Genomic DNA, 24,405 nt, shown 5'->3' with positions numbered 1-24,405 from the left:
CTTCCAGCTTGAACAAACTGTGCTGTGCCGCTTTCATCGAGCCGGCTGATATGCTCAATACGGGGGCGGACCCGGCCCGATACCGCCGGGCCCGCGGGACAAGGTCAGGGGAACATCCGGGCGTGCACCAGGAACACAAATTGCTGAACGCGCGGCTGCGCGAGCTTCTGTCCCGAATCTATCCCGACGAGTCCGCACCGGACCTTGCGCGCGCCATCATCGCCGCGTTCTGGCCCGAAGGCTCGGTACCCCGCAAACGCGCCCGCACGCCCAGCAACCGGCTCTGGTCGGAAAAGGACGCCTTCCTGATTACCTATGGCGACAGCATCATTGACGGCGCGCACAAACCGCTCGACCTGCTGGAGGATTTCCTGTCGCGCTACATGGGCGGCGTGGTCGATGGCGTTCATGTCCTGCCGTTCTTTCCGTTCAGTTCGGATGACGGGTTCGCCGTGACGGATTACTGCGCCGTCAATCCGCGCCTGGGGGAATGGAGCGATATCAGCCGCATCGCCTCGAATTTTCACCTGGTGTCGGACCTCGTGCTCAATCACGTCTCCAGCCAGGGCAACTGGTTCAACCAGTACCGGCAGGGCAACGCGCCCTATGACAAGTTCTTTTACGAGGCGGACCCCGACCAGGACCTGAGCGCGGTCGTGCGTCCGCGCACCACGCCGCTATTGCAGAAGATCGAGACGCGGAACGGCGACCGCCATGTCTGGTGCACCTTCAGTCACGACCAGATCGACCTGGACTTTTCCAACCCCGAGGTGCTGCTGGAGATGCTGCGCATCATCCGGATGCATATAGACAAGGGCGTGCGCACCCTGCGGCTGGATGCCGTGGCCTTCATCTGGAAGGAGCCGGGCACCTCCTGCATCCACCTGCCGCAGACCCACGCCATCGTGCAACTGATCCGCCTGTTGGTGGATTACACGTTTGAAACCGTGGTGCTGCTGACCGAAACCAACGTGCCGCGCAGCGAGAACCTCAGCTATTTCGGCAATCGCAACGAGGCGCACGCCGTTTACAATTTCCCCCTGCCGCCGCTGATCCTGCACGCGATGCAGTCGGGCTCGGCGGAATACCTCAACCGGTGGCAGGCCACGATGCCGCCCGCGCAGCTGGGCTGCGCCTACCTGAACTTCACCGCCAGCCATGACGGGATCGGGATGCGCCCGGCCGAGGGCGTTCTGCCCCTGGACGAAAAGACCCGCATGATCGAAACCGCCCAGGCGGCGGGCGCGCTGGTGTCAATGCGCACCATGCCCGACGGCACCGAACAGGCCTACGAGTTGAACTGCTCGCTGTTCGACGCAATGCGCACGACCTTCAAGGGCGAGGATGACCACCATTTCGACCGCTTCATCTGCTCACAGACGATCCCGATGTCGCTCGAGGGCATTCCGGCCTTCTATATCCATTCCTTCCTTGCCACGCCCAGTGATCACGAGGCTGTGGACCGTCGCGGCATGAACCGCGCGATCAACAGGCATCGCTGGCATTACCCTGACCTGCTGGAACGGATGGAGGACGAAGGTTCGGACCAGGCGCGGGTGATGAAGGCCCTGTCGGAGCGTCTGCGCATTCGCGCCCGCCAGCCGGGGTTTCATCCAAACGCCACGCAGTTCACCCTGCGCCTTGATCCGCGGCTCTTCGGGGTCTGGCGGCAAAGCCTCGACCGCTACCAGTCGATCTTTGCCATCCACAATGTCAGCGACGAGGCGGTGACCGTAGACCCTGCGGACCTCAACATGATCGAGGATGACACCTGGCGCGACCTGTTGTCCGGCGACGTGATCGACTTTGACGCCGAAACGGTCTCCTTCGCGCCTTACCAGTGCCGCTGGATTTCCAATCGCCGCGGAGCGGCAGAGCGCGACGCCCTCAGCTGAATTCCTCGGTGTCCTGAAACGCCGCCGCCTTGAGATCCGACAGGAATTCCGGATCGGCGGCATGGACACGGCTCCATGTCGGGATGAAGGGCGTCGCCTGCGGGTTTTCCAGGAACACGGTACCGGCGCGGATGATGTTCTCGGCGAAAAGCTCGACCGATTTCTCTTCCTTGTGGCGGTCCACGTTCAGGCCGTTCATCTTGGCATCGGCGTAGTAGCTTTCCAGTAGGTCCAGCGCGATGCGGTAATAGGTGGCCTTCAGCGTGCGGAAGAGGTTGGGGGTGAACACCGTCCCGTCCGAGGCCAGCTTGCGGAAGATGGCCTTGCAGATATCCGTCGACATCCGGCTCAGGCCTTTCGAGGCGTCCTCGGGCGACAGGTCCTGGTGCTTGTGGTCGTAGGCATCCGAAATCTCGACCTGGCAGACCGATTGCGGCGCCAGGTTGCGCCACGCTTCGGACAGCACGCCGATCTCAAGCCCCCAGTCCGAGGGCACCCGCAGGTCGGGAAGCATCGGCGTACGCATGGCAAACTCGCCCGACAAGGGATAGCGGAAACTGCGCAGGTAATCGAGGTAATCGCGATCCCCGATCACCTTCTTCAGCGCGATCAGGAGAGGGCTGACCAACAGGCGCGTCACGCGCCCGTTCAGCTTGGTGCCGTCGACGCGCGGGTAGTATCCCTTGACCATCTGGTAGCGAAAGCCGGGGTGGGCGGCGGGATAGACCAGCCGCGCCAGCAACTCGCGGTCATAGGTCAGTATATCGCAATCATGCAGCGCCATGACGGAGGTATCGGCACAGGCGATCAGGTACCCCATGCAGGTCCAGACGTTCTTGCCCTTGCCCGGCTCTTCGGGGGCGATGCCCTTGTCCTCCAGCCGGGCGCCAAGCGCCTTCATCCGGGGGCTGTCGTTCCACAGAACCATGTGCTGCTGCGGCAGGCGGCCGAAGAACTCGATGGCGTGGCGGTACTGCGCCTCGTCGGCCTGGTCGAGCCCTATGATGATCCGGTGCAGATAGGGCACCTCGCGCAACTCGTTGATGATGTGGTGCAGCGCGGGACCTTCCAGTTCGGAATACAAGCTGGGCAGGATCAGCGAGATCTTCCGCGTCTCGGCAAACGCCGTCAGCTCGTAGGTCAGGTCGTCCAGACTGCGGGTGCGCAGGTTGTGCAGCGTCGTGATATTTCCGTTCTGATGAAAATCGGCCATGTGGTCAGGGATCTTTCGTGGTGGTTAACTCGTCCAGAAGCGCGGTCATGGCCTCGGCCCAGCCTTGGGGGCCGGGCAGGCGGGTGCGCCGGATGCGGCCCGCGTCCTCTCCGGGCAGGGGCGGGATGCCGGGCGCGGCCGGGTTGGCCACCACGACGCCGAAATCGGCCCGGTTCAGCATCTCGACATCGTTCGGCGCATCGCCCAAGGCCACCGTTCTGGCCGGGCGATAGCGGGCGATCAACGCATCCATGCGATCGGCCTTGGTGCCGCCGAAGGACAGGGTCAGAAACCGCCCGCCCTGTTGCGCCGCCAAGCCGGCTTGTCGCGCCTTGTCGATGAAAATCTCTCGGTCCGCGTCGTTGCCTGACCATAGCCCCGGCTCGCTGAATTGCCGCGCCCGCGCCAGTTCGGCAGCCTTGGCCGACAGCCCGGTATGCGCCGCGATGTCCTGAGATGTCATGTCGCCAAACCCGGTAAACCCTGTCGGCAAACGCGCGATTGCGGCACGAAGTTCCCGGTAGGCGGCGTCGTCGCCCGTGCCGTCCGCGCCCGGATCCAGCACGCCGCTGCCGTTTTCCACGATGGCAGGCCAGGCGCGCAGACCCATTGCGTCGCGCAGGGGGGCGATCTCGGCCGCGGTCTTGCTGCTGGCCAGGATCACGCCGCAACCCGCAAGCTCCAGCCGCCTCAGAACCCCGGCTGCCGGCTGCCAGGAATAGCTTGCGTGATCCAGAAGCGTTCCGTCGAGATCCGAGAAAACAAGAAGGCGCGGGCCAAGGGTCATGCCCCGACAGTAGAACACAAATTTCGGCATGGCGACCGCATAGCGCAGGACGGGCCCGCATAATCGCCACGGTGCCGCGAATTCAGGCGGGGCCTTTTCCCGGGCGGTTTTCGCGGGCAATCTTGCTTGGCGCACAGGCGGCGGTTGGGCCTGTGGCACACAAGTCCGCTTTGCCGCTGTGACCCGATGGCAAAGCCGACCGAGCGCCCATCAGCGAATGAACGCCAGTCATAAAAAAGTTGATTGAACTTGCATCTTACGGTTCTAGCCTTACACGTCAGGTGCTACGGCTTTATGCCGTCGTGCGGACACGGAATGACAACAAAGCGAGTGATTATGAAACGTATTCTCGGAACGACTTGCGCTATCGCGTTCAGCGTGGTCCTGCCGCTTCAAGCGGCGGCTCAACAAAGCGGTCCTCCGCTTCTTCCTGGTGAAACCGCCCAGGCATATGCCGTCCGCGTCAACGCATGTGGTGGCGCGGAACTGCTCGGCGCGCAATTCGGCGCGGGCGGCGACGTCGTGCAAGCACGCTGTGCCAGCGCCGGCATGGGCATGGGCCAAGGCCCGGCGGCAGCCGCGGCAGCTGCGGCCGGGGTCGGGGTTCTGCTCATCATTGCACTCGACGGGTCGAGCAGCACCACCACGTCGAACTGACGCGACCACGACCTACCCGGCCATCTGCGAAGGTTGGCCGGGCCCGCCATTGAACTGCCGACAAGAAAAGGCCACGTCCTGCCCGGACGTGGCCTTTTCTTATTGCTGCGCGGTTTCCGTGACGAAGGCTATTCGGCGGCTTCCACCGGCGTGTCGTCCGTCACCGGCAACGACGGCTCACCGTGATTGCCGGTCTCCAGCGCCTTGCGCACGCCTGCCTCATAGTCGGGATGCACCTTCCTCAGGACGGCCAGCCAGCGTTCCTTGACGTCCTCCGACACGGGCGCCATGCCGCCGGCCATGTTCTTGTGCAGGCGGTCGCGCTCTTCGTCGCTCAGCACCTCGGCATAAAGCGCGCGGGGTTGAACGTAATCGACGTCGCTTTCCTCCTGCTTGAACCGGCCCACCACGGCCTCGGGGTCGATCCGCAGGGGCGGCTCCTCGGCGCTTTCGTCGGCCACGGGACCGTCATACTGGTTCGGCTCGTAATAGGCGTTCGGATTGCCGAAATCGTTGCTGAAGAACCGCATCGCGCCGTCCTTGTGATAGTGGCGAACTTCCGCGTTCTTCGGCGCGTTCGCCGGTAGCATCTCGTAATGCGTGCCCAGCCGATAGCGATGCGCGTCGGCATAGGCAAAGAGCCGCGCCTGCAGCATCTTGTCGGGCGAAAACCCGATGCCTGGCACCACGTTGTTGGGGCTGTACGCGGCATTCTCGACCAGCTGGAAATAGTTCTCCGGGAAGGTGTGCATTTCCAGCTCGCCCACCTCGATCAGCGGAAACTCGTCATGCGGCCAGACCTTGGTCAGATCGAACGGGTTGAAGTCGGTCTCCAGAGCCTGCTCCTCGGTCATGACCTGAATGAACAGCGTCCACTTGGGATGGTTGCCGTCCTCGATCATGTGCCACAGCTCTTCCTGATAGCTTTCGCGCGTGTGCCCGATGATCTCGGCCGCCTTGTCGTCGGACAACGTCTCGTGGCCCTGATGCGTGCGGAAATGGAACTTCACCCAATGCCGCTCGCCCTTGTCGTTCCACATCGAGAATGTGTGGCTGCCATAGCCGTTCATATGCGCCGGGCTGCGCGGGATACCGCGGTCCGACATCAGGATCGTCACCTGGTGCACGCTTTCTGGCTGCGCCGACCAGAAATCGAACATCGCCTCGGGCGAGCGCAGGTTGGTTTTGGGGTGACGCTTCTGCGTGCGGATGAAGTCGGGAAACTTGAACGCGTCCCGGACAAAGAAGATAGGGGTGTTGTTGCCCACCATGTCCCAGTTGCCATCCTCGGTGTAGAACTTCAGCGAAAAGCCCCGCACGTCCCGCTCGGCATCCGCCGCGCCGCTTTCGCCGGCCACAGTGGACCAGCGCGACAGGACCTCGGTCTGTTTGCCGACCTCGGAGAACAGCTTGGCGCAGGAATACTGGGTGATGTCCTTGGTCACCGTGAAGGTCCCTTGCAGCCCCCAGCCCTTGGCGTGCACCACGCGTTCGGGGATGCGTTCGCGGTTCTGGTGCGCCAGCTTCTCGATCAGCTGGTGATCTTCCAGCATCACCGGACCCCGCGCACCGGCGGTACGCGAGGTCTCGTTGGTGGTGTAGGGGCTCCCCGAGGTGGTGGTCAGTGTCTTGCGTTTGGTCATCGTTACTCTCACATGTTCCGTTTCGGTGGGGTGGCAGGCCGGATCAATCCAGCCAGATACCTTTGATGTTGACGAACTCCCGCACGCCGAAGCCACCATGCTCGCGGCCATAGCCGGAGTCCTTGACGCCGCCGAACGGCATGTTCGGGTGTGCGGCGCCAAAGCTGTTGATCCGCACCATGCCGGTGTCGAAGTACTTCTTCGCCATCTCGGTCGCGCGTTCGGTATCCTTCGAGAAGATGCCGCCACCCAGTCCATACCGGCTGTCGTTGGCGATGCGCATCGCGTCCTCGTCGTCCTTGGCGCGGATGACCGAGGCGACGGGGCCGAAGATCTCGTCGTCATAGGCCGGCATTCCGGGCGTCACGTCGCCCAGCACGGTCGCGGGATAATACGCACCGTCGCGGTCCAGCTTCTTGCCGCCGCAGAGGATCTTGGCGCCTTTCTTGACGCTTTCCTCCACCTGCTCCATCACGGTCTCCAGCTGGTCCTGGCTGCTCAGCGGGCCAAGCTCGGTGTCGTCGTCGTCGGGCGCACCCACCCTGATCTTGTCCATCGCGGAGACGTAGGCGTCGACAAACTGATCATAGACCTTGTCTGTCACGATGAAGCGCTTGGCGTTCACGCAGGTCTGGCCGTTGTTGTAAAGCCGCCCCTGAACCGACAGTTTCACCGCCTGCTCCACATCCGCGTCTTCCAGCACCAGGAATGCGTCGTTCGACCCAAGCTCCAGCACCGTCTTCTTCAGGGCCTTGCTGGCGACCGAGCCGATATGGCTGCCGGCGGCGTCCGAGCCGGTCATGGTCACGCCGCGCACCTTGTCATGTTCGATGACCTTGTCCGACGTGTCGTGGTCGATCAGCAGAACCCGGAAGATATCCTTGGGCAGACCCGCCTTGATACAGATTTCACGCAGGCGCAGGGCGCTGCCGGTGCAGATCTCGGCATGTTTCAGGACGCAGCCATTGCCCGCCATCAGTGCAGCGGCCAGAACGCGCACCGGCTGATACATCGGGAAGTTCCACGGCTGGATCGAATAGACCACGCCGATCGGCTGATACGTCACCAGCCCCTTGTTGCCGTCACCCAAGTCGCGGGTCTCGTCCTTCAGCTGGCCCGGCCCGTGCTCGGCGGTGTACTCGAAGATCTGCGCGCACAGTTCGATTTCGTCCTTGCCGTCTTTCAGCAGCTTGCCCATCTCCCGGGTCATCACCTGCGACAGCTCGCCAGTGTTTTCGCGCAGCTCCTTCGCAATCGCTTTCAACACTGCGCCGCGGTCTTCATGGCTCTTTTCACGCCAGTCGAGGAACGCGGCATGGCAGGCCTCGACGGCCTCGATCGCCTCGGCTTCGCTCATGGTCTCGTAGTCGGCAATCTTCTCTGCGGTGGCGGGGTTGATGGTTTCGATCTTGGACATACTGGTCTCTCTCGCTAAGTGGATTGGACTTGTTCGACCAACCCGCGCCGCTCGGCACATGTTCCACCCCCTGCGCGCGGATGCCGCGCCACCGGCTGGTCTGCGCGGAATTGTCCAGGCCGGGGTGGTGAACCACTCTTGCAATCCGGCAAGAATGTTCTACTTTTGTTCACATGCGCAAAAGCCTGTCAGACAAGCTCGCCATTCTCGCCGACGCCGCCAAGTACGACGCCTCCTGCGCGTCGTCGGGCACCACCCGCCGCGACAGCCGCAATGGCGGTATCGGCAGCGCGGGGGGCAGCGGCATCTGTCACGCCTACACGCCCGACGGGCGCTGCATCAGCCTGCTTAAGATCCTGATGACGAATTTCTGCATCTACGACTGCGCCTATTGCATCAACCGCGTCAGCAGCGGGGTGGAGCGCGCGCGTTTCACGCCCGAAGAGGTCGTGACCCTCACTCTGGAATTCTACCGCCGCAATTACATCGAGGGTTTGTTCCTCAGTTCCGGCATCATCAAAAGCCCGGACGATACCATGGCCGACATCACCCGGATCGCCCGGATGCTGCGTGAGGATCATGGCTTCAAGGGCTACATTCACCTCAAGACCATCCCCGAGGCCAGCCAGGAGCTGATCGACGAGGCCGGACGCTATGCCGACCGCCTGTCGGTCAATATCGAGCTTCCCAAGGATGACAGCACCCGGACGCTGGCACCGCAAAAGCGTCCCGAAACGATCCGAGCCGCGATGGCATCGGTCCGGCTCAAGCAGCAGGCCAGCAAGGAACGCTCGCACACCGGCAAGCGCGCGCCCAAGTTTGCGCCGGCGGGGCAGTCCACGCAGATGATCGTCGGCGCGGACGGCTCGAACGACAAGGCGATCCTGACGACCTCGTCGCGGCTCTACACTGGCTACAAGCTGCGCCGCGTCTATTACTCGGCCTTCTCGCCCATCCCCGACAGTTCCGCCATGCTGCCGCTGATCAAACCGCCCTTGGTACGCGAACATCGCCTTTACCAGGCCGACTGGCTCTTGCGCTTCTACGGCTTCGACGTGGACGAGATCACCGATGTGGCGCCGTCGGGCAATCTCGATCTCGACATCGACCCGAAGCTCGCCTGGGCGCTGGCGCATCGCGGGCAGTTCCCGGTGGACGTCAACCGCGCTGGGCGCGACGTGCTGTTGCGCGTGCCGGGGTTTGGGACCAAGACCGTCAACCGCATCCTGACCGCCCGTCGCTCCGGCGCGCTGCGCTATGCCGACCTTTTGCGCATCGGCGCGCGGATGGGCATGGCCAAATCCTTTGTCACCACGCCAGACTGGTCTCCCGGCGGCCTGACCGACAGCGCAGACCTGCGCGCCCGCTTCGCGCCTGCGCCGGAACAGTTGAGCCTCTTCTGATGTACCGCGTCACGCTCCCGACGCTCGGCTTTTTTGAGGCGTGGCGCGACGCCGCCCGACGCCTGCTGACACATGCCGTCCCGCCGGACCAGGTGGAATGGGGCAGGGGCGAGGACACCAGCCTGTTCCCTGCCGATCCGCTGCCCGAGGCGGATGGCCTCCATGCCGCGACCACGACCAAGGAATTTCTGTCTCTGGCCAAGACCGCGCTCTGCCACACCGGCACCGAGGCGCCGACGCTGCTCTACCAGGCGCTGCACCGTCACCAGACAAACCGCCGCGCGCTCGCCAACCCCGCCGATCCCATCGCCCGCAAACTCTCGGTGCTGCAAAAGGCCGTGCGCCGCGACATCCACAAGATGCACGCCTTCGTGCGCTTTCGCGAACTGCCGTCCGAAGGCCAGCGCCGCAGCTTCGGCGCGTGGTTCGAACCCGATCACCTCATCCTGGAAACCGGCACGCCCTTCTTTGCCAAGCGCTTTGCCGACATGGACTGGATGATCGCCACGCCGCAGGGCGTCGCCCGCTTCGAGGATGGCACCCATACGTTCCACCCGCCCGCGGCGCGCCCCGACTTGCCCGAAGACGCGGCCGAGGCGCTTTGGGGCACCTATTTTGCCAATATCTTCAATCCCGCGCGCCTGCATCTTCAGGCCATGCGCTCGGAAATGCCGCTGAAATACTGGAAGAACCTGCCCGAGACCGACCTCATCCCCGGGATGCTCGCCGACGCCGAGGCGCGGGTGGAAAAAATGCGTGCCGCCATGCCGACCGAGGTGCCCACCCATGCCGAACGCATCCTCAGCCGCCTGCCGCAGCCGAGCGTGCCCGACCTGCCGAACACCATGGAAGAGGCCCGCGCCGCCGCAATGCACTGCAAGCGTTGTGGGCTGTGCGAGGCGGCCACCCAGACCGTCTGGGGCAGGGGGCACGCCCAGGCCAAGCTGATGATCGTCGGCGAACAGCCCGGCGATGCCGAGGACCTCGCCGGCAAGCCGTTCGTGGGCCCCGCGGGCCAGTTGCTGACCGACCTGATGGACGAGGCCGAGGTCGTCGACAGCTGGATGACCAACGCGGTCAAGCACTTTAAATTCCGCCCCACAGGCAAGCGCCGGATGCACCAGAACCCGAACCGGCACGAGATCGACCATTGCCGCTGGTGGCTCGACCTGGAACGACGGTTCGTGAAGCCGACCCTGACTGTCGCGCTTGGCGGCTCGGCGGCCTACGCGCTGACGGGCAACGACGCGCCGCTGAAACCGCGCCGTGGCAAGATCGAGACCGCACATGACGGCGGCGCGGTTCTGGTGACATGGCACCCGAGTTATATTTTGCGGCTGGATGGCCCCGCCGCAGCGACAGCGCGGGCAGAGTTGCTCGACGACCTTGCCGCCGCGGCTGATGTCATCCGGGCGGATCTCTCGCGTCCGCCGACGGCGTCGTCTCATGTGTGAGGATGCGGACGAGGGTCAGGCCCCTATTTCCTGAAAATCCGCGTGGAACGGAACATGTCCTCCAGTTCCTCGATCCGGTCGCGCGCCTTGTCCTGGCGCCGGGTCTGGATCGCGGCGATCAGCGCCTCGACGATCAGGTTGATCCCAAGGGTCGAGTCCCAGCTTGACGGCACCTCGACCAGCGCGTTGATGACGTGATCGGCGGTTTGCGAGATCGGCGAGCCCCACTGGTCGGTAAAGAGCACGATAACCACGCCGCGCTCCTTGGCGAGGCTAGCGAGCGTGGCCAGGTCCGCCTCGTAGCGGCGGATGTCGAATATCACCAGGACGGATCTCGGCCCCATGTCGATCAGGTATTGCGGCCACACGTTGGGCGAGGGGGACAACAGCGTCACGCCGGGCCGGACGATCTGAAGGTGATTGAAGAAGTAATCCGCGTTCGAGCGCGTGATGCGCCCGCCCAGCAGGAAGATGCTGCGCCGCGTGTCGGCCAGCACCTTGGCCAGCGCGTCGAACGTGGCGGGGTCGAGCCGCTCGATCGTCTGGTTCAGGTTGTCGAACACCGCTTCGGCGAAATTGCGGAAGGCGGGGGAATCGTTGCGCCCCTGCGGCCATCCCTCGCGCTTCAGGATCGGCTTCTTGATTTGGGCCGAGGCTTCTTCGCGCAGCGCGGCCTGCATCTCGGGAAAGCCGTCAAACCCCAGTTTCCGCGCCAGCCGGATGACTGTCGGCGTCGACACGCCCGAGGCCTCGGCCAGCTTGGTGATGGATTGCAGCCCGGCCATGGGATAGTCGCGCAAGAGCGTGTCGGACAACAGCCGCTCGGCCGGGGTCAGCGCACCGGCCATGTCCTTGAGCCTGTCCTTCACGATGACGGTGCGTGCCACGGATGCCCTCTTTGAAAGCAGTTGCCAAAAGTTTGAAGCAATTGTTACAAGCTACCCCGGAGTCGTAATTTCGTCTACGGAAATTTCTTGACAGTTTTCCGGTCGCCGCCACTAATGACCCGTGTGAGCGGATCGACAGCATACCAGATTCTGGCCCCCGACCATGGGCCTGTGGCCGAGGTGATCAACCCGGGCGGACAGGCGCCTTTGTGCCTCGTGTGCGAACACGCCAGCGCCGTCATTCCGGCCTCGCTTGGCACGCTGGAACTGGCGCCCGAACACCGTCACGCCCACGCCGTCTGGGATATCGGGGCCGAGGCGCTGGCGCGGGAGCTTTCCACCCGGCTGGATGCGCCGCTGGTCCTCGCGACGGTCTCGCGCCTGGTCTATGACCTGAACCGCCCGCCCGAGGCACCGGATGCGATGCCGCACCAGAGCGGCGAAATCCCGGTGCCGGGCAATCGCGACCTGAGCGAGGTCGAGAAAACCGCCCGCACGGTACAGGTTTATGATCGGTTTCATCAGACGCTATCCGACGTCCTCGATGGCTTCCAGACCCCGCCCACGCTGGTCACGATCCACAGTTTCGCGCCGGTCTGGCATGGCACGCCCCGCAGTACGCAGCTGGGCCTTTTGCACGATGCCGATGCGTCGCTTGCCGAAGCGATGCTGAATGCCGCAGACGACACGCTGGTCACCCGCCTGAACGAGCCATACTCGGCCAGCGACGGGGTCACCCACACGCTGGCCCGCCACGCCACCGCGCGCAGTTTGACGAACGTCATGATCGAGGTCCGCAACGACCTGCTGAGCGAGGGGTCTGACGTGGACCGCATCGCCGCCTATCTGACGCATCTGTTGAACACAGCACTGGCCCCGAAGGCCGCGACCGCATGACCGCGGCAATGCTGAAATACGTGGCTGTGGTCGACCGCATGAACCGCTGGATCGGGCGGATCGTCATGTACGGGATCTTCGTGATGATGGCGATCCTGCTGTGGTCGTCCTTTACCAAGCTGGGCAGCGATATCGGGCTCGATATCAACCCCTCGCTCTGGACGCTGGAAATGGCGCAGTTCGCGATGGTCGCCTACTACATCCTCGGCGGTCCCTATTCGATCCAGATGGGCTCGAACGTGCGGATGGACTTGCTTTATGGCGAGTGGAGCGACCGGCGCAAGGCGCAGGTCGATGCGTTCACCGTGCTCTTCCTGATCGTCTATCTTGGGTTCCTGCTGTGGGGCGGCTGGGACAGCCTGATGTATTCCTTCCAGTACGGCGGCGAGCGCAGCAACAGCGTCTGGCGGCCCTACCTGTGGCCGATCAAGCTGATCATGGTCGTGGGCATCTTCCTGATGCTGCTTCAGGCGGTCAGCGAATTCTTCAAGGATATCCTGCGGCTGAAGGGGCACGACATGGGCCCCAAGGACGAGGACAGTTCTGACGCCCGGCCCGATGGGACCCGCACCTGATGCCCTACGAAGCCATCGCCGCGCTGATGTTCGCCTCCATGATGCTGATGCTGCTGACCGGGCAGCGGGTCTTTGGCGCCATCGGATTCGTGGCTGTCGTTGCGGCGTTTTTCCTCTGGGGCGACCGGGGCGGCTATGACCTCGGGTTTGCCGCGGCGATCAAGCTGATGAAATGGTATCCGCTGCTGACGCTGCCGATGTTCATCTTCATGGGGTACGTCCTGTCGGAAAGCCGCATCGCAGATGACCTCTACCGTATGTTCCACGTCTGGATGGGCGGGTTGTCCGGCGGTTTGGCCGTGGGCACGATCGGGCTGATGGTGCTGATCTCGGCCATGAACGGGCTGTCCGTCGCTGGCATGGCCATCGGCGCCACGATCGCGCTGCCCGAGCTGTTGAAGCGAGGGTATGACAAGCGGATGGTCACCGGGGTTATACAGGCCGGGTCCTCCTTAGGAATCCTCGTGCCGCCGTCCGTTGTGCTGGTGCTCTACGCCATGATCGCCCGCCAGCCGGTGGGTCAACTCTGGCTGGCAGGCGTGCTGCCGGGGCTGATGATGGCGGGGATGTTCGTGCTTTACATCGTGATCCGCTGCCGCCTGAACCCGACGCTTGGCCCGATCCTGCCGAAAGAAGAGCGCAACATCCCGATGGGCGAGAAAATTCGCCTGCTGGGCGCGGGCCTGCTGCCGCTGTTCATCTTCTTCACCATGATGGTGCCCTTCGTGAACGGCTGGACCTCCCTCGTGGAATCCTCGGCCATCGGCGCAATCGCCGCCTTCTTGGCCGCTGTGGTCAAGGGCCGGATGACGCGGCAAGTCTTCGAGACCTCGGTGCGCAAGACGCTGGGTATCTCCTGCATGTTCATGTGGATCATCCTGGCCGCGCTGGCCTTCGGCTCGGTCTTCGACGGGCTGGGCGCGGTCAAGGCGATCGAGAGCCTTTTCACCGAACAGCTGGGCCTCAGCCCATGGATGATCCTGATCCTGATGCAGCTGTCGTTCATCGTGATGGGCACGTTCCTCGACGACACCGCGATGCTCGTGATCGTGGCCCCACTCTACGTGCCGCTGGTGGGCGCGCTCGGCTTCGACCTGATCTGGTATGGCGTGCTCTACACGATCACCACGCAAATCGCCTACATGACGCCGCCCTTCGGCTATAACCTCTTCCTGATGCGCGCCATGGCGCCGCCCGAGATCACGCTGAAGGACATTTACACCTCGATCCTGCCCTTCGTGCTGGTGATGGTTGTGGCCCTGTCAACGATCATGATCTTCCCCGAAATCGCGCTTTGGCTGCCGGGGTATGTCTATGGAAATTAAACAAAAGACCTTGGTCACAAGGCGTTCGAGCAACCGAACCTAACAGAGAGGGTATTAAGATGACGACAAGACGTAATTTCCTGAGAGCGGCCGGTGTGGCCGTCCCCGCGACGCTGGCAAGCCCGGCAATCGTCAAGGCGCAATCCGCGATCAAGTGGCGCTTCCAAACCTATGCCGGCAGCGCGCTTGGCGAGCAGGTGACCAAACCGGCCATCGACTACATCAACGCCAACGCCAATGGCGAGCTGGAGATCGAGCTCTTTTACGCCGACCAGATCGTGCCCACCGGTGAGCTTTTCCAGGCGCTTCAGCGCGGCACGATCGACGGCGTCCATTCGGACGACGACTCGATGGCCTCGCCCACGCCGCTGCGCATGTTCGGCGGGTATTTCCCGTTTGCGACCAAGCACATCCTCGACGTGCCGGTGCTGTTCAACCAGTACGGCCTCGCCGATATCTGGCGCGAGGAATACGGCAAGGTCGGCGTGCAATGGCTGTCGGCGGCGGGGCAGGACCCCTGCAACTTCAACACCAAGAAGGAAATCACCTCGGTCGACGACCTTGACGGGCTGAAGCTCTACACCTTCCCCACGGCGGGTCGGTTCCTGGCCAAGTTCGGCGTCGTGCCGGTGAACATTCCCTACGAGGATGCCGAGGTCGCCGTGCAGACCGGCGAGCTTGATGGTATGGCCTGGTCGGGCATCACCGAGGACTACACGGTGGGCTGGGCTGACGTGACCGACTACTTCCTGACCAACAACATTTCGGGCGCGTGGATCGGCTCGTGGTTCGCCAACCAGGAACGTTGGGCCGAACTGCCCGATCACCTGAAATCGGTCGTCATGGCCGGGGTCGAGGCCGGGCACACCTACCGCAACCAGTGGTACTGGGGTGGCGAGGCCGCGCTGCGGGCCAATGGCGACAAGCTGCAACTGCGCTCGGTGCCCGCGTCCGAATGGGCCGAGGTGGAAAACGCAGCCAAGGAGTTCTGGGACGAGGTCGCGCAGGAAGGCGAGGTTCACGAAAAGATCGTCGGCATCTTCCGCGAGTACAACTCGGTCATCAACCAGGCCGGCGTTCCCTACAACTTCGAATAAGACGATACGACGACCCGGAGCGCCTTTTCCCAAGGCGCTCCGTTCATTTCACGGAGACAGACCATGACCGCCAACCTCACCTTCACGGACCTGAAAAAGCTTGCCTCCAAGGGCGAGATCGACACGGTGCTCGTCTGCCTCGTGGACATGCAGGGCCGGCTTGCGGGCAAGCGGTTCCACGTGTCGAACTTCCTCGAAAGCGCCCATGAGGAGACCCATTGCTGCAACTACCTGCTGGCCACGGACCTCGAGATGGCGACACCCGACGGCTATGCCGCGACCTCGTGGGAAAAGGGCTATGGCGACTATGTGATGAAGCCGGACCTTGCCACGCTGCGCCTCGTGCCGTGGCTCGAAGGCACGGCGATGGTGCTGTGCGATATCCTGGACCACCACACCCACGCGCCGGTGCCCCACAGCCCGCGCCAGGTCCTCAAGGCCCAGATCGAACGGGCCGAGGCGATGGGCTTTACCCCGATGATGGCCACCGAGCTGGAGTTCTTCCTGTTCGAGAAATCCTTCGACGAGATCCGCAAGGAAGGCTTTCGCGGCCTGACGCCCTTCAGCGGCTATAACGAGGATTACAACATCCTTCAGACCACCAAGGAAGAGCATGTCATGCGCCCGATCCGCAACCTGCTCTATGCGGCGGGCGTTCCGGTCGAGAACACCAAGGGGGAGGCCGAGACCGGGCAGGAGGAGCTGAACATCCGCTATGCCGACGCGATGCTCTGCGCCGATCACCACACGATCGCCAAGCAGGCCGTGAAGGAGATCGCGAACCAGCACGGACACGCCGCCAGCTTCCTGCCCAAGTGGCACGCCGACAAGGTCGGATCGGCCGCGCATATCCACCAATCCCTGTTCAAGGGCGACACGCCCGCGTTCTACGATGCGGACGCCGAACTGACCATGTCGGGCACGCTGAAAAGCTATGTCGCGGGCCTGCTGAAATACTCCCCCGACATGACCTATTTCCTTGCGCCCTACATCAACAGCTACAAGCGCCTGATGCCGGGCACCTTCGCCCCCACCAAGATCGCGTGGAGCATCGACAACCGCACCGCTTGTTACCGGCTGGTGGGCGATGGCACCAAGGGCGTGAGGATCGAATGCCGGACGCCCGGCTCGGACATCAATCCGTACCTTGCCTGTGCCGCGCAACTGGCCGCCGGGCTTTGCGGCATCGAAGAGGGGCTGGACCTGTCGCCCCCCGTCACCGGCGATGTCTACAAGATGGACGACGTGCCGATGCTGCCCCACACACTGCGTGCTGCAACCGACCTTCTGCGCAGCTCCGACATGCTGCGCCGGGTCATGGGCGACGATGTGGTCGATCATTACACCCGCGCCGCCGAGGTCGAGCAAGAGACGTTTGACGCGGCGGTGACCGACTGGGAAATCGCGCGCGGATTTGAAAGGGCCTGAGGAATGAGCAAGACGGTTGACCTGATTTCGCCGATCGACGGATCGGTTTATATCACGCGGGATGTGCTGCCCCTCGACGCGGCGGCGGCGGCCACCGACAAGGCCCGGGTGGCGCAGGCGGACTGGGCCGCAAGGCCATTGGCCGAGCGCGTGGCCGCCCTGCGCAAGGCCAATGAGATCATTGGGCAGGACACCGACCGCATGGCGCTTGAACTGGCGCACCAGATGGGCCGCCCCGTGCGCTATGGCGGAGAATATGGCGGGTTCAGCGAGCGGCTGTCCTACATGGCCGACGTAGCCGCCGAAGGTCTGGCCGAGGACGTAATCGAGGACAGCGACACCGCCCGCCGCGTCATCAAGCGCGTGCCGTGGGGGGTCGTTTTGGTCGTCGCGCCGTGGAACTACCCCTACATGACGGCGATCAACACCGTTGCGCCCGCGCTGATCGCGGGCAACTCCGTCATCCTCAAACATGCCAGCCAGACATTGCAGGTGGGCGAGCATCTGGCCGAGGCGCTGCACGCGGCGGGCGTGCCTCAGGACTTGTTCCAGAACGTGGTCATCGACCACGACACGACCGACGCGCTGATCGCGGGCCGCCACGTGGATTTCGTGAATTTCACCGGCTCCGTCGGGGGCGGGCAGGCGATGGAACGCGCCGCCGCGGGCACCTTCACGCCTGTCTCGACGGAACTTGGCGGCAAGGATCCCGGCTACGTGCGCGCCGACGCCGACGTCGAGGCCGCCGTCGACGGCCTGATGGACGGCGCGATGTTCAACGCCGGCCAGTGCTGTTGCGGGATCGAACGCATCTACGTGGCTGAACCGCTGTTCGACGCCTTTGTCGAAAAGGCCGTCGCCTGGGTCAAGGCGCAGAAACTGGGCAACCCCTTGGAGGCCGAAACGACGCTGGGGCCGATGGCCAATATTCGCTTCGCTCGCGAGGTCCGCGCCCAGATTGCCGAGGCGCTGGAGGACGGCGCCACCGCCCATATCGACCGGATGCAGGCCGACGACGGCGACAACACCTATGTCACGCCGCAGGTGCTGACGAATGTCACCCACGACATGCGGGTGATGCGCGACGAATCCTTCGGCCCCGTGGTCGGCATCATGTCGGTGCCCGACGACGACACCGCGATCCGCCTGATGAATGACAGCCGCTTCGGCTTGACCGCCTCGGTCTGGACAAGCGACGCCGCTGCTGCGGAAAGCATCGGCGACCGCATCGAAACCGGCACCGTCTTCATGAACCGCTGCGACTACCTCGACCCCGCCTTGTGCTGGACCGGATGCAAGGATACCGGCAAGGGGGCGGGGCTGTCGAAGCTCGCCTACCAGGCCCTCACGCGGCCTAAATCCTACCACTTGAGAAAGATCTGACATGGCTCTTACCGGAAACTGGTCCTATCCCACCACCATGCGCTTCGGCGCCGGGCGCATCGCCGAGATCGGCGAGGCCTGCCGTGCGGCAGGCATCGGCAAACCGCTTCTGGTCACCGACCGGGGGCTGAAATCCATGGATATCACGACCCGCACGCTCGACCTGATGGAAGCCGCCGGGCTGGGCCGCGCGATCTTTGCCGAGGTCGACCCCAACCCGTCGGACGCGAATGTCGAGGACGGGCTGAAGTTCTACCGCGACGGCGGCTTCGACGGGGTCATCGCCTTCGGCGGTGGCTCGGGGCTGGACCTTGCCAAAACGCTGGCCTTTATGGCTGGGCAAACCCGCCCGGTCTGGGATTTCGAGGATATCGGCGACTGGTGGACCCGCGCCGACCCCGATGGCATCCACCCCATCGTGGCCGTTCCCACCACCGCCGGGACCGGCTCGGAAACGGGGCGCGCATCCGTCATCACCAATTCGGCCACCCATGAGAAAAAGATCATCTTCCACCCCAAGATGCTGCCTGCGGTAGTGATCTGCGACCCCGAACTAACGGTGGGAATGCCCAAGCACATCACCGCCGGCACCGGCCTCGATGCCTTCGCCCATTGCGTCGAAGCCTATTCCAGCCCGCATTACCACCCGATGAGCCAGGGCATCGCGCTGGAAGGGATGCGGCTGGTCAAGGACTACCTGCCACGCGCCTATGCGGACGGGGCCGATATCGAGGCGCGTGCGAACATGATGAGCGCCGCCGCCATGGGCGCCACGGCCTTTCAAAAGGGGCTCGGGGCGATCCATGCACTCAGCCACCCCATCGGGGCGCATCACCACACCCACCACGGCACGACCAACGCCGTCTGCATGCCCGCCGTCCTGCAATTCAACGAACCCGCGATCCGCGAGCGTTTCGGCCCCGCTGCGGCCTATCTGGGCATCGAGGGCGGTTTCGACGGCTTCTGCGCCTTCGTGGACCAGCTGAACGACAGCCTCGTCATCCCGAAGACGCTGACCGAATTGGGCGTGACCGACCCCGACCTCGACACGCTGGTCGACGCGGCCCTGCGGGATCCATCGACCGGCGGCAACCCGATCGAGATGACGGAGGAGAATACGCGTAAACTTTTCGAGGCTTGTCTTTGACGCAAAAGGAAAAAGCGATCGGGCAGGGGGCCTGACAAGAAACTGTCAAGAAACTCGGGGATAAGGCACCGACTCTTCAAAGAGTTTGACCAAATGGTCAATGCTGATCATCCTGCACGCAAACAATCATCCACCAGAGGGGGACACCCATGAAAAAGACACTGCTGACGACAACCTGCCTGGCCGTGTTCGGCCTGTCGCAGGCCGCCACCGCGGACACGCTGCGCCTGCTGACCTGGGGTGGCTATGCCCCCGACGAGGTCGTCGAGATGTTCGAGGAACAGACCGGCCACACCGTCGAGGTGACCATGTCCAACAACGAGGAAATGATCGCCAAGCTGCGCGCCACGGGCGGCGGCGGTTTCGACCTCGCCCAGCCCTCGCAGGACCGCATCATGGGCCCGCAGATGGAGTTCGGCATCTACAAACCCATGGACCTGTCGAAAATCGACGAGTCGCTCTTCATCCCCTCCATGCTGGAAGCCACCAAGGGCAACACCACCGTGAACGGCGAAGTCTACGGCGTGCCGCATGTCTGGGGCACCTCCGGCCTGGTGATGAATACCGCCGAGGCGGGCGACGTGGTCAAGGACTACACCGACCTCTGCGACCCGGCGCTGGAAGGCAAGGTGTCCTACCGCCTGAAGCGTCCCACCCTGATCGGCTTTGCCTTCGCCATGGGCGAGGACCCGTTCGCCGCCTATGGCGACGAGGCCAAGTACACCGAGATCATGGAAAAGGTCGAAGCCAAGCTGACCGAGTGCAAGTCCAACGTCAAAGCCTACTGGAGCGGCGGCGACGAGCTGATGAACCTCCTGCGCTCGGGCGAGGTCACGGCGTCCATGGCATGGGACACCGGCGGCTGGAAGCTGAACGAGGACAATGCCGACATTACCTTCGTCGCGCCGGCCTCGGGCGCGCTCGGCTGGATCGACACGTTCGTGCTGCCCGCCAAGGGACAGGCCGACGACGTGGCCTATGAATGGATCAACTTCGTGATGCAGCCCGAGGTGTCGGCCAAGATCACCGCGGCGGCGGGCAACTTCACCGCGTCCGCAGGCGCGGATGAGTATGCCGAGGACGCGCTCAAGGCCAAGTACCAGGACAGCTTCCCGCCTGAAGCGGTCGACAACATCAAGTGGTATCCGCCGGTTCCTGCCGGACTGGAGGCCATCGAAGGAGAGGTTCTTGACCGCGTTCAGGCCGCCAACTGACCGCCCATGAAAACGCGGCACCCTCACGCTGGGGTGCCGCCCAACAAACGGCCCCCTGCATGACCCCTGATCTTGAATGCGTCGAGCTTGTAAAGCGTTTCGGCGACACGATTGCCGTCGACGACGTGTCCTTTTCCGTACCGCCGGGCAGTTTCTTTTCCATCCTCGGCCCGTCGGGCTGTGGCAAGACGACGATCATGCGCATGATCGCGGGGTTTCTCGAGCCCACGTCCGGCGACATCCGCATCAAGGGCGGCACGGTCCTGGACACGCCCCCCAACAAGCGCCCGGTCAACATGGTGTTCCAGCACCTCGCGCTGTTCCCGATGATGAATATCGCCGACAATATTGGCTACGGGTTGAGGCGGCAGGGCATGGCCAAGGCCCAGATCGCCCGCAAAGTGGACGAGGCGCTGGACCGCATCGGTCTGCCGGGTATCGGCGCGCGCAAGGTGGATGAGCTTTCGGGCGGGCAGAAACAGCGCGTGGCCATCGCCCGCTGCATGGTGCTGGAGCCCGATGTGCTGTTGCTGGATGAACCTCTGGGAGCCCTCGACCTCAAGCTGCGCGAGCACATGAAGATCGAGTTGAAGGCGCTTCAGGCCGCGTTCGACACCACCTTCGTCTACATCACCCACGACCAGTCCGAGGCGCTCGTGATGTCCGACCAGATCGCCGTCATGAACGCCGGGCGGTTCGAGCAGGTCGGCACGGGCCAGGATCTCTACTACAGGCCCGACACACCCTTCGTCGCCGGGTTCATCGGCGAGGCGAACCGCTGGACGGGGCGCATCGACCGCGTCGAAGGCTCATCGCTGGAGATGCGCACCGATACCGGCCTTGCCATGCGCGCGACCGCAGCCCAAGCGCTTACAAAAGGCGACGCTGCGGAAATCTTTGTCCGGCCAGAGTCCGTCCATCTGGCCGCCAGTGCCGAGGCGTTGGCGCAATTCGACAACCGCTTGCAGGGCACCGTAACAAGCATCCTGTTCAACGGTGCCGCCTCGCGTGTGTTGGTCGAGGATGATGCGGGCGAAACACTTGAAGTCACGCTGCCCCAGACGGGTGAGTTCGCCAGCCTGAAACGCGGTGACATGGTGCATATCGGCTGGGGCGCGGCACAGGCGACCTGCTTTGCCGGGGCCGCCTGATGCGCGCCGAGGCCCGGATCGGGTTCATCCTGCTGCTGACGCCGCTGTTGCTGTGGCTGGGGCTGCTGATCGTCATCCCGCATATCGACATGTTGATGATCTCACTGCGCGAACGCATCAGTTTCGGCGTCTACGAGCCCAGCCTGACGCAATACGAAAAGGCCCTGACCGAACCGCTTTACCTGCGCACCTTCTGGCGGACGGCAGTGATGTCGGTGCTGGCCACGGGCATCACCCTGCTGATCGCCTTCCCGGTGTCCTATTACATCGCCAAGATGGCCCGGGGCCGATTGCAGCAGGTGCTGTTCATGCTGTGCCTGATCCCGTTCTACGTATCGGAACTGGTGCGCACCTTCGGCTGGATGATCCTGCTGCGCGAGACCGGCCTCGTCTCCAACCTGCTGCAATGGGCGGGGCTGGCCGATCAGCCGGTCGAGATGCTCTACAACGACGCGGCCATGATGGTGGGGCTGGTCTATACCTCGATGCTCTTCATGGTCGTGCCGCTGGTCACGACGCTGGAAAGCCTGGATGACAGCGTGGTCGAAGCGGGCTATGACCTCGGCGGCAACGGCCTGTCGGTCCTGCGCGAGATCATCATCCCGCACGCCATGCCGGGCATCGTTTCGGGCTGCATCGTGGTCTTCATGCTGTCACTGGGCAACTACCTGACGCCAACCATGTTGGGCGGGAAGGACAGCCTGTGGTTCACCGAGATGATCTACAACCAGTTCATCGTCCGCTCCAACTGGGAACTGGGCGCGGCCTTCGGCTTCATGCTGCTGGTGCTGTCCTCGGTGATCGTCTGGGGCATGCTGCGCCTGACGGGCCGCACCCTGCAGGAAACGATGGGGTAGGCCATGATCCCGACCATTCCCCGATCCCGCAGCTTTCGCATCCTCTACGGCAGCTATGTCCTGCTGTTCTTCCTCTACCTCGCGCTGCCCCTGACCGTCGTGGCGGTCTTTGCCTTCAACGACAGCCAGTTTCCGTCACTGCCCTGGGAAGGCTTCACCTGGAACTGGTTCTTCGGCGAGGACCGCCCCCAGATCGGCGTCTTTCACGAACGCGGCATCCTGCGCGCGGTGGGCACCTCGGCCTTCGTCGCCGCCTGCGTCTCGGTCCTGTCGGTCAGCGTCGGCACCACCAACGCCTTTCTCTTCAACCGCTACGAATTCCGCGGCAAGGGCGCGCTTTACGTGCTCATGCTCTTGCCGCTGGTGATCCCCGGCATCGTGCTCGGCATCTCGATCCTTGTGTTTTCCTCGACGCTGGCCAACGGCATCTGGAACGCGGCAGAGGTCGATATCCAGGCCCTGCGCCCCGGCTTGCTGCTGGTGATCCTCGGGCAGTTCTCCTTTATCACGACCATCGCGACACTGGTCATCACCGCCCGCCTGCAAAAGTTCGACCGCACGCTGGAAGAGGCCGCGCTGAATCTCGGCGCCACCCGCCTGACGGCGGTGCGCACGATCACCATTCCCTTCCTCATGCCCGCCATGATCGGGGCGCTGGTCGTGGCCTTCCTGATGAGTTTCGAGAACTTCAACACCACGCTCATGCTGGTCGGCTCCGACGCGCCGCTGACCATCGCGATGTTCGACCGCCTGAAGGAAGGGTCTACCCCGCTTCTCAATGCGGTTTCCCTGCTCTTGATGCTCGGCTCATCGCTCCTGGCGCTGGTCGTGATCCTGTTCCAGCGCCGATAGCGATCGCGTCCCGTGACCCGACCCGTTGACGTAGGCTGACGGCGCCTAGGCCGCCGCCACGCAAGGAAAAGCAGGCTGACTAACAGATGCGGGGCAATTGTTCACCGACCAGGGTGTCGACCAACCGTTGGCCACCAAAGAGCGTGGTCATCACCACCCGGCCCGCACGCCCGGATCGCGCCTTGCCGATCATTGTCGCGCGTCGTCCGGCCTCCAGCTCTTTCATCGCGGCAAGGGCGGCCTCCGCCTCGTCCGGTGGGACAAAAAGCACCAGCGTGCCCTCATTGGCCAGGTAAAGCGGATCGAGCCCCAGAACCTCGCACACGCCCTTGACCTCGGGGCGCAGGGGCAGGGCGGTCTCGTCGATTTCGATCTCCAGGGCAGCCGCCTCGGCCATTTCGTTCAAGGCCGATGCCACCCCGCCGCGTGTCGCGTCGCGGGCCGCGCGGGTGTTGGGGGCGACCGCCAGGACCGCCTCGACCAGCGCGCCGAGACTTTGGCAATCGGACCGGATGTCGGTGCTGAGCGCCATGTCGCCGCGCGCGGCCAAGATGGTCGCGCCGTGATCGCCCAGAACGCCGTTGACCAGCGCCACGTCGCCGGGCCGGATGTTTTCCGCCCGCATGTCGCGCCCCGGCGGAATTACCCCGACGCCGGAGGTCGTGACAAAGACCTTGTCCGCGGCCCCGCGTTCCACGACCTTGGTATCTCCGGTGACGATCCGGACGCCAGCCTTTTCGGCCTCTGCCTGCATCGAGGCCACGATCCGGCGCAGCAGGTCGAACTCGCAGCCTTCCTCGATGATGAACGCCGCCGACAGCCATAGCGGTTTCGCCCCGCCTACGGCCAGGTCGTTGACCGTGCCGCAGACCGCGATCTTGCCGATGTCCCCGCCGGGAAATTCAGGCGGCGAGACCACGAAACTGTCCGTGGTAAGGGCCAGTTGCGCCCCCGGCACGCGCAGGGCGTCCGACGTCAGCCGCGCCTGGTCCTCCGAGCCGGGCGGCAGAAAGACATCCGTGAAGATCTCCTCGATCAGGTCGCGCATCGCCTTGCCGCCGCCGCCATGGGCCATGGTCACGCGGTCGCCGCGCAGGCGGGCAGGCTTGACCGGAGTGCTCAT

21 protein-coding genes are annotated in these 24,405 nt (G+C 63.9%); 15 read left to right on the top strand and 6 right to left on the bottom strand.

Annotated elements, in window-relative coordinates:
* The first annotated feature begins 122 nt into the window (after nt 1-122).
* Nucleotides 123-1,895 carry a sugar phosphorylase gene (locus FIU89_RS11470; RefSeq protein WP_254701652.1) on the top strand — a complete coding sequence of 591 codons (1,773 nt, stop codon included), beginning with the start codon at nt 123-125 and terminating at the stop codon, nt 1,893-1,895.
* Here FIU89_RS11470 and FIU89_RS11465 read toward each other — a convergent pair.
* Together FIU89_RS11465 and FIU89_RS11460 are read right to left on the bottom strand one after the other, a co-directional pair.
* Nucleotides 1,888-3,108, bottom strand: coding sequence for a glycosyl transferase (locus tag FIU89_RS11465; RefSeq protein ID WP_152492720.1), 1,221 nt, complete (start codon nt 3,106-3,108; stop codon nt 1,888-1,890). The two genes, FIU89_RS11470 and FIU89_RS11465, sit on opposite strands and share 8 nt — an antisense overlap.
* A gap of 4 nt (nt 3,109-3,112) precedes the next feature.
* Nucleotides 3,113-3,925 carry a mannosyl-3-phosphoglycerate phosphatase gene (locus FIU89_RS11460; protein WP_254701651.1) on the bottom strand — a complete coding sequence of 271 codons (813 nt, stop codon included), beginning with the start codon at nt 3,923-3,925 and terminating at the stop codon, nt 3,113-3,115.
* Nucleotides 3,926-4,231: 306 nt separating this feature from the next.
* Here FIU89_RS11460 and FIU89_RS11455 point away from each other — a divergent pair, with 306 nt between their 5' ends.
* Nucleotides 4,232-4,552 (top strand): hypothetical protein, encoded by a 321-nt coding sequence (locus FIU89_RS11455; protein WP_152492719.1) that lies wholly within the window; start codon nt 4,232-4,234, stop codon nt 4,550-4,552.
* Nucleotides 4,553-4,680: 128 nt separating this feature from the next.
* On the opposite strand, the gene FIU89_RS11450 is transcribed toward FIU89_RS11455, so the two are convergent.
* The gene (locus tag FIU89_RS11450) at nt 4,681-6,195 is read right to left on the bottom strand and encodes a catalase (RefSeq protein WP_152492718.1); all 1,515 of its coding nucleotides are present in this window, start codon (nt 6,193-6,195) and stop codon (nt 4,681-4,683) included.
* 43 nt (nt 6,196-6,238) lie between these two features.
* Nucleotides 6,239-7,612 carry an NAD-dependent succinate-semialdehyde dehydrogenase gene (locus tag FIU89_RS11445; protein ID WP_152492717.1) on the bottom strand — a complete coding sequence of 458 codons (1,374 nt, stop codon included), beginning with the start codon at nt 7,610-7,612 and terminating at the stop codon, nt 6,239-6,241.
* Between the two features lie 173 nt (nt 7,613-7,785).
* On the opposite strand from FIU89_RS11445, the gene FIU89_RS11440 reads away from it, so the two are divergent.
* A complete protein-coding gene (locus FIU89_RS11440; protein ID WP_152492716.1) occupies nt 7,786-9,015 on the top strand; it encodes a putative DNA modification/repair radical SAM protein in 1,230 nt (409 codons plus the stop codon).
* Nucleotides 9,015-10,469, top strand: coding sequence for a UdgX family uracil-DNA binding protein (locus FIU89_RS11435; RefSeq protein ID WP_172978095.1), 1,455 nt, complete (start codon nt 9,015-9,017; stop codon nt 10,467-10,469). The genes FIU89_RS11440 and FIU89_RS11435 overlap by 1 nt, the downstream gene beginning before the upstream one ends.
* Nucleotides 10,470-10,492: 23 nt before the next feature.
* Here FIU89_RS11435 and FIU89_RS11430 read toward each other — a convergent pair whose 3' ends face one another.
* Nucleotides 10,493-11,356 (bottom strand): MurR/RpiR family transcriptional regulator, encoded by an 864-nt coding sequence (locus tag FIU89_RS11430; RefSeq protein ID WP_254701650.1) that lies wholly within the window; start codon nt 11,354-11,356, stop codon nt 10,493-10,495.
* A 123-nt stretch (nt 11,357-11,479) separates the two neighbouring features.
* On the opposite strand from FIU89_RS11430, the gene FIU89_RS11425 reads away from it, so the two are divergent.
* From FIU89_RS11425 to FIU89_RS11375, 11 genes are all read left to right on the top strand, one after another.
* Nucleotides 11,480-12,253 carry an N-formylglutamate amidohydrolase gene (locus tag FIU89_RS11425; RefSeq protein ID WP_152492714.1) on the top strand — a complete coding sequence of 258 codons (774 nt, stop codon included), beginning with the start codon at nt 11,480-11,482 and terminating at the stop codon, nt 12,251-12,253.
* Nucleotides 12,250-12,828 (top strand): TRAP transporter small permease subunit, encoded by a 579-nt coding sequence (locus FIU89_RS11420; protein WP_152492713.1) that lies wholly within the window; start codon nt 12,250-12,252, stop codon nt 12,826-12,828. Before FIU89_RS11425 ends, FIU89_RS11420 begins: the two co-directional genes overlap by 4 nt.
* Nucleotides 12,828-14,153 carry a TRAP transporter large permease subunit gene (locus FIU89_RS11415; RefSeq protein ID WP_152492712.1) on the top strand — a complete coding sequence of 442 codons (1,326 nt, stop codon included), beginning with the start codon at nt 12,828-12,830 and terminating at the stop codon, nt 14,151-14,153. The genes FIU89_RS11420 and FIU89_RS11415 overlap by 1 nt, the downstream gene beginning before the upstream one ends.
* A gap of 59 nt (nt 14,154-14,212) precedes the next feature.
* Nucleotides 14,213-15,250, top strand: a complete 1,038-nt coding sequence (locus tag FIU89_RS11410) for a TRAP transporter substrate-binding protein (protein ID WP_152492711.1) — start codon at nt 14,213-14,215, stop codon at nt 15,248-15,250.
* A gap of 63 nt (nt 15,251-15,313) precedes the next feature.
* Nucleotides 15,314-16,678, top strand: coding sequence for a glutamine synthetase family protein (locus FIU89_RS11405; protein WP_152492710.1), 1,365 nt, complete (start codon nt 15,314-15,316; stop codon nt 16,676-16,678).
* A gap of 3 nt (nt 16,679-16,681) precedes the next feature.
* Nucleotides 16,682-18,061: an aldehyde dehydrogenase family protein gene (locus FIU89_RS11400; protein ID WP_152492709.1), complete on the top strand. Its 1,380-nt coding sequence runs from the start codon at nt 16,682-16,684 to the stop codon at nt 18,059-18,061.
* Between the two features lies 1 nt (nt 18,062).
* The gene (locus FIU89_RS11395; protein ID WP_152492708.1) at nt 18,063-19,208 is read left to right on the top strand and encodes an iron-containing alcohol dehydrogenase; all 1,146 of its coding nucleotides are present in this window, start codon (nt 18,063-18,065) and stop codon (nt 19,206-19,208) included.
* 149 nt (nt 19,209-19,357) lie between these two features.
* Nucleotides 19,358-20,422: an extracellular solute-binding protein gene (locus tag FIU89_RS11390; RefSeq protein ID WP_152492707.1), complete on the top strand. Its 1,065-nt coding sequence runs from the start codon at nt 19,358-19,360 to the stop codon at nt 20,420-20,422.
* Between the two features lie 59 nt (nt 20,423-20,481).
* The gene (locus tag FIU89_RS11385; protein ID WP_152492706.1) at nt 20,482-21,573 is read left to right on the top strand and encodes an ABC transporter ATP-binding protein; all 1,092 of its coding nucleotides are present in this window, start codon (nt 20,482-20,484) and stop codon (nt 21,571-21,573) included.
* Nucleotides 21,573-22,430, top strand: coding sequence for an ABC transporter permease (locus FIU89_RS11380; protein ID WP_152492705.1), 858 nt, complete (start codon nt 21,573-21,575; stop codon nt 22,428-22,430). Before FIU89_RS11385 ends, FIU89_RS11380 begins: the two co-directional genes overlap by 1 nt.
* Before the next feature lie 3 nt (nt 22,431-22,433).
* Nucleotides 22,434-23,282 carry an ABC transporter permease gene (locus FIU89_RS11375; protein WP_152492704.1) on the top strand — a complete coding sequence of 283 codons (849 nt, stop codon included), beginning with the start codon at nt 22,434-22,436 and terminating at the stop codon, nt 23,280-23,282.
* Between the two features lie 79 nt (nt 23,283-23,361).
* Here FIU89_RS11375 and hypE read toward each other — a convergent pair whose 3' ends face one another.
* Nucleotides 23,362-24,405, bottom strand: coding sequence for a hydrogenase expression/formation protein HypE (hypE, locus tag FIU89_RS11370; protein WP_152494490.1), 1,044 nt, complete (start codon nt 24,403-24,405; stop codon nt 23,362-23,364).

This window comes from Roseovarius sp. THAF27 (assembly GCF_009363655.1).
Classification (GTDB): Bacteria; Pseudomonadota; Alphaproteobacteria; order Rhodobacterales; family Rhodobacteraceae; genus Roseovarius.
This window is presented reverse-complemented; position numbering and strand designations above follow the sequence as displayed.